The organism is bacterium (assembly GCA_041648665.1).
GTDB lineage: Bacteria > UBA10199 > UBA10199 > 2-02-FULL-44-16 > JAAZCA01 > JAFGMW01.
In genome coordinates this window covers 1-4,994 of sequence record JBAZOP010000147.1, presented here as the reverse complement: position 1 = coordinate 4,994, position 4,994 = coordinate 1, and the positions used below count along the sequence as shown (strand labels likewise).

Here is a 4,994-nt window from a genome sequence, read left to right as displayed (position 1 = left end):
TTTCTCCGCTGGGCGGGCCGGCCGGTCGGGGAGGAAAACCGTCAACCGGGGGAAGAGCAGGCCCAGCAGCAGCAGCAGCAGACCAGCTTGTTCCCCCCCCCGCGCTCCCCGAGGCGAAAGTCGAGAAGCAGGCCCTGGGGAACGACGATATCCCGTTCTGACCAGCACCCGCGGTCGGGCGCTGTCCTAATTTGGCCCGAGGTGTCCTAACTTGAAAAAGTTGGCAAAGAAAGCCGATCCCGGCTGGCCCGACTGGCCCCAGGACTACGTGTCCGAGGCCGCCTACTTGGTGGCCCGGGGCGTGCGCCCGATGGCCATTGTCGGAAGCATCCGGTCCGACAAGGAGTTGATGCTGCGGGCTGCATCCTCGCTGGAGATCATCTCCCTCGGTGAACAGGTTGTGGCTTTCGTGACCCCCAGGGATGACGGTTTTGCCGACTGCGGGTTCGCGGCTGCTCGGTGGGTCGTTGATCTCTACGCTTGGCTGGTGAAGTGCTCCGACGTGCCCGAGGAGCACGCGCACCGAATTCGCGGGCTATTGTTGGGTTACAGCGCAGGGGCGATCCGGGATCATGATGAACGCGGGAGCGGACGGAGGTTCACCGATTCCTAGGAACTACCAGGTAGGGGCAGAGCCCCAGCCCGGCGCCAGTACGCCGGGCTGGGGTTACCTCGTGGTTCTCCTCTCGCGCATCGCGCAATCTCTCCTTCGACGGGGTGGCAACCCGTCATTCGGGACTTGCGCTCCGGGAGCAACTGAGGTAGGGTTTGCTTTGCGAGTCCCTTTCTCAGTGGCCGGACGGATCGCAAGCCGGTTGATTTACCGGCCAACGCCCCGACAAGTTACTGGCTTGTCGGGGCGTCTGCTATTCGGTGTCCTTCGCGATGACCTCCCAGCGCGCCGGTTTACCCGGAAGCCGCTTTACTCGGTTGCGCTCCTTCATGAAGTGCATCAGCCCTCGGAACCGGTTCTTGTTCCGGCTGGTGGCCTCCCCGTACACCTGCGCGATCAACGTGGCACTGTCTGCTCCAGGGTGCGCCCGGAGAACGGCGAGCACCCGATCCCCATGGGTCTTCCCTTCAGAAGAAGAATCACCGGAAGTGGCACGTTTGCTTTTCCCTGGGTTCGTGCTCGTTTTCCCACCTACGAGGAGGTTGAACGTGATTTCGAGGAGCCGAATCCGTTCATCAAGCTCAGCGGTGAGCTTGGTCCGTTCATCTTCCGCGGCGTCGAGCTGCCGTGCCAGTTCCCGGATCTTTTCCGCTCGGTCGTCCATGGGTCTAACTCCTTCCCGAGAGCAAGCCTAACGCAGGACGTTCATTCGGTCAAGAGGAATCGTAGATTGGCACCACCGAGGAATCCGGCCACGTTAGACGCCAGGTTAGGCCCGGCCGCCCTGGATGACGGTGAACCGGGGGCGCTGGGTGGGCTGCGGGGCCGGAGGCATGCTCTGGGGCTCGGGCTTGCTGGGGGGTTGGCTGCGGGGCTGCTCCTCGCCGGCCAGAGCCTCCCGCACCAGTTCCTCGATCGTCCACACGTGGTCGGTGACGCCCAGGGCCATCGCCGGGGTGGTTCGCAGCGTCTCGTGCACGCGGCAGAGGTTGTAGTAGGCCACCCAGAGGGCCACGGAGGCCCGGTGGTGCCGCAGCTTCTTGCTGAACCCGTTGGTGAGCCGGGTGAACCGGCGGCAGCCCATGCGGACGCTCAGGTTCGTGCGCTCCACGTAGGAGGTGCTGATGTGCGTGGGGTCCGGCTGACCGGAGATCCGGGTGCGCGTGATGGACTTCACCCGGGCCGGCGAGTACCGGGTGGACGCGGGAACCAGGACGGTGCTGCCCGAGTACTCCTTGACCACCTGGGCGTAGTCCACTTCCTCCCCGAAGGCATCTTCGATCGCAGCGATGTAGGGCTGGAATCCGTCGCTGCTGATCTGCGGCCGGTTGAGCACCCGGCCCCGGAGATCCTGGCAGAACTCCTGGGTGGTCGTGCTGTCCCGGTTGCCCACCGTGTAGGAGATGATCGCCTTCTTGGTCGCGTCCGTGCCCAGGAAGGTGTAGGAGTCCCCAAATTCCTTCGGATCGGTCGGCTGCAGGCGCCCCTGCTTCTTCCCCACGAACGACCACAGCTCGTCCACCTCGAGGATGTTCACCTGCAAGTCCCGGAACAGCCGGTCGTGCAGTCGCTCGCAGCCCTCGCCCACATCCCGCCCCAGCCGCATGACGGTGTCCCGGTGGGCGCCGGTCAGCCGCTCGGTGGAGCGGATGGAGTTGCCCTCAACCAGGGTGGCGACCACCTGAACCTTCTTGGCGATCTGGAGCGAGTTCATGCCGACCTCCTGATGATCCAAGGCTACCACCGGGGTCTGACATTTGCGGATATACCATTAGTAATATACCCCTTGACGATTCCCGGGAGCTGGGGTATGGGTGACGGCATGGCGAAGATCACCCTTCCCGGATTCCGTTGTGAGCGATGCGACCACCAGTGGGTTGCCCGGCAGGGCACCCAGGGGGAACCCCGGGTCTGCCCCAAGTGCAAGAGTCCCTACTGGGACAAGCCCAGACAGAAGAAGAAGTCAGAGGGGCGTGGTAAGTAGCTTGGGGTGGTGAGGGGAATCATGCCTTGCAGGTCAATGATCAGCGTGTGTTCGGGAGCGGGCGGGTTGGACATTGGCCTTGAACTGGCCGGGTTTACGACTCTTGCTGCAGTGGATTTTGATCGGGATTGCGTTGACACGCTGGAGGCGAATCGGGAGCGTTTCAAGAAATCGAAAGTGGAAATCCTGTGCGAGGATCTTGGGAATCTCAGTCCCAATGCTTGGCTACAGCATCTTGGACTGGATCGCGGGGAACTGACTTTGCTTGCCGGTGGCCCCCCGTGTCAGGCGTTTACTACCACAGGCAGAAGACGTGCGCTCGCTGATACCCGAGGCTCGGTTGTGCACCATTACCTTGCACTTCTCCGCGCGGCTGAACCCAAATATTTCCTCATGGAGAATGTTACGGGGTTTCTCTCCGTGGCGCTCCATCATCGGCCACTTTCCCAACGGGGAATGGGGCACAGGTCTCTTTCCGAGGAGGAGAGCAAGGGCTCGGTGTTCCGATGGTTCATTTCCGAGCTGATCCGATCCGGGTACACGGTCGCCTGGGGTGTTCTTGACGCGGTGGATTTCGGGGTCCCACAGTTCCGACAGCGAGTTTTTCTTCTTGGCGCACGGAATCCCGATCCCGTTTTTCTTCCCCAACCCACCCACTTCCCCGATGCTCGGCCGCGGTGGAAAACCCTCCGGGATGCTTTCAGGGGGCTTAGGGATCCTTCTCCGTTCGTGCAGCCCCTTTCGGAGTTCAAGATCAGCGTGTTTTCTCGTATTCCTCCGGGAGGAAATTGGCGTTCTCTTTCCCCCCGACTTCGGCGTTCAACGATGGGGCGGGCTTTTCATGCCGAAGGCGGTAAGGGTGGCTGGTGGCGCCGGCTAGCCTGGGATTCTCCAGCACCTACCATTCTCACGATGCCCGACCATTCTTCTACGGGTCTTGTGCACCCCGATGAGACACGGTGTCTGACGGTGCGGGAATGCGCCAGGTGCCAAACTTTCCCAGATGAATGGATATTCGCGGGTTCTTCTCGAAGCCAGTATCGGCAGATCGGGAACGCTGTTCCGGTACAATTGGCGCGTAGTTTGGGGGACCGAATTCTGGCCCACCTGCAAGGGGAACGAACGCCGCGCCCGGAACCTCCTGTATGGCGAAAGGTATCAGCCAACCAACGCCTTGGGACTTGGGGCTGGGTAGTCCATGACGAGAATCGGTTGGTGCTTCTAAACCGAAGAGCAGATCATGTCGATTTGACGAAAGGGACACGCTTGCATCTTTCCGTGGAACACGGGCAATTGCCGTTGATCGCTGGGTAGGGGTACAATGTCTGCATGTCGAGAAAAAGCAGGCCTGTTGCCCCAACGGGTACACCCAGATCCAACGTGGTTTCAGTTGCGGAAGCCAAACAGCTTCGGGCATCGGTTGGCCTTGCGCGGGCTACGGGGCCATCCGCGAAGAAAATCCAACGGGCGCTCCAGACCTACGTCGAGCAGTTCGATTTTTGGTACACGGCGCAGTGGACGACGATTCTCGACAATTACGTGGAACGGGTTGTCCGTAGGATCAACCCCTACGTGCGCCGCGCCCAACACGGGGACTGCACGCCAGAAGAATTGGCAACCGCCCTGGTGGCCGATTGGGATAGCCGGAATTTTGTCACCGCAGGGGGGCAGGCTTTGGAGGCGATGGCCATCGACCTCGGGAAGGACTGCGAAAAGGCAGGTGCAGAGGGTGTCGATATCGAGCGGCGGCCCCCGCAGGACCCAACAACCGTTCACCTTTACGTGGTGAAGAGCGGAGCCGTGACACGAAATACTGACATCGTGGGGAAAATGAAGCAAAACCTTCGAGCGGCAGCCAGACGCTTGCAGCAGAACCCCGGGGTGCGCAACGTCGTGCTCAATTATGCGACCTGTGTCGGGACCACGAACAGCACGAATGCAGACGGCGTTTTGCGCCCATCTTCAGCCCGGTTTTGGTCGGAGATCACGGGCGTCCCAGAGAATAAAGCCATGGCCCTTGTCTGGTCCGTGGCAAACGCGGCTGCAGCGGCCATTACCCGGCCGGAGGTGAATCGGCGGGCACTTGTTGCTCAAGTTGCAGCGTACCTCGCCAAGCCCCAAAGCCCGACCAGGATCGACTGGGAATTTCTTGTCAAGACGGTATCAGAACCGCCGAGTTCGTACAGAGCCGAGCATGCCAGACGCGATACTGAAGCCCGCCGACGTGGCGATGCAGTCATGGCAGCAGGTTGAACGGGTGCCCTAATTAGGACAGCACCCGCGGTCGGGTGCGCTTGACAACCTCGGCCCGTTCGTGCAGGGTGAGGCTGCGAGCGACGAAATGGAATCACGGAAACCGAATAGCCCCCGCTGGCCCGCCTGCCTAATCGTCGCTCG

5 protein-coding genes are annotated in these 4,994 nt (G+C 61.5%); 3 read left to right on the top strand and 2 right to left on the bottom strand.

Annotated elements, in window-relative coordinates; all coding sequences use genetic code 11:
- Positions 1-211: 211 nt before the first annotated feature.
- Complete coding sequence (locus WC683_19510) at positions 212-613, top strand: hypothetical protein (GenBank protein ID MFA4974794.1); 402 nt, start codon at positions 212-214, stop codon at positions 611-613.
- Positions 614-866: 253 nt separating this feature from the next.
- On the opposite strand, the gene WC683_19505 is transcribed toward WC683_19510, so the two are convergent.
- Complete coding sequence (locus WC683_19505; protein ID MFA4974793.1) at positions 867-1,277, bottom strand: hypothetical protein; 411 nt, start codon at positions 1,275-1,277, stop codon at positions 867-869.
- A 105-nt stretch (positions 1,278-1,382) separates the two neighbouring features.
- A complete protein-coding gene (locus WC683_19500) occupies positions 1,383-2,327 on the bottom strand; it encodes a transposase (GenBank protein MFA4974792.1) in 945 nt (314 codons plus the stop codon).
- A gap of 108 nt (positions 2,328-2,435) precedes the next feature.
- On the opposite strand from WC683_19500, the gene WC683_19495 reads away from it, so the two are divergent.
- A complete protein-coding gene (locus tag WC683_19495; protein MFA4974791.1) occupies positions 2,436-2,597 on the top strand; it encodes a hypothetical protein in 162 nt (53 codons plus the stop codon).
- Between the two features lie 1,329 nt (positions 2,598-3,926).
- Positions 3,927-4,850 carry a PmeII family type II restriction endonuclease gene (locus WC683_19490; protein ID MFA4974790.1) on the top strand — a complete coding sequence of 308 codons (924 nt, stop codon included), beginning with the start codon at positions 3,927-3,929 and terminating at the stop codon, positions 4,848-4,850.
- Positions 4,851-4,994: the final 144 nt, after the last annotated feature.

Excerpts from the sequence above, each read along its gene's own strand:
- WC683_19505 (MFA4974793.1), bottom strand. The coding sequence starts at position 1,277 with ATGGACGACCGAGCGGAAAAGATCCGGGAACTGGCACGGCAGCTCGAC.
- WC683_19500 (MFA4974792.1), bottom strand. The coding sequence starts at position 2,327 with ATGAACTCGCTCCAGATCGCCAAGAAGGTTCAGGTGGTCGCCACCCTG.
- WC683_19495 (MFA4974791.1), top strand. The coding sequence starts at position 2,436 with ATGGCGAAGATCACCCTTCCCGGATTCCGTTGTGAGCGATGCGACCAC.
- WC683_19490 (MFA4974790.1), top strand. The coding sequence starts at position 3,927 with ATGTCGAGAAAAAGCAGGCCTGTTGCCCCAACGGGTACACCCAGATCC.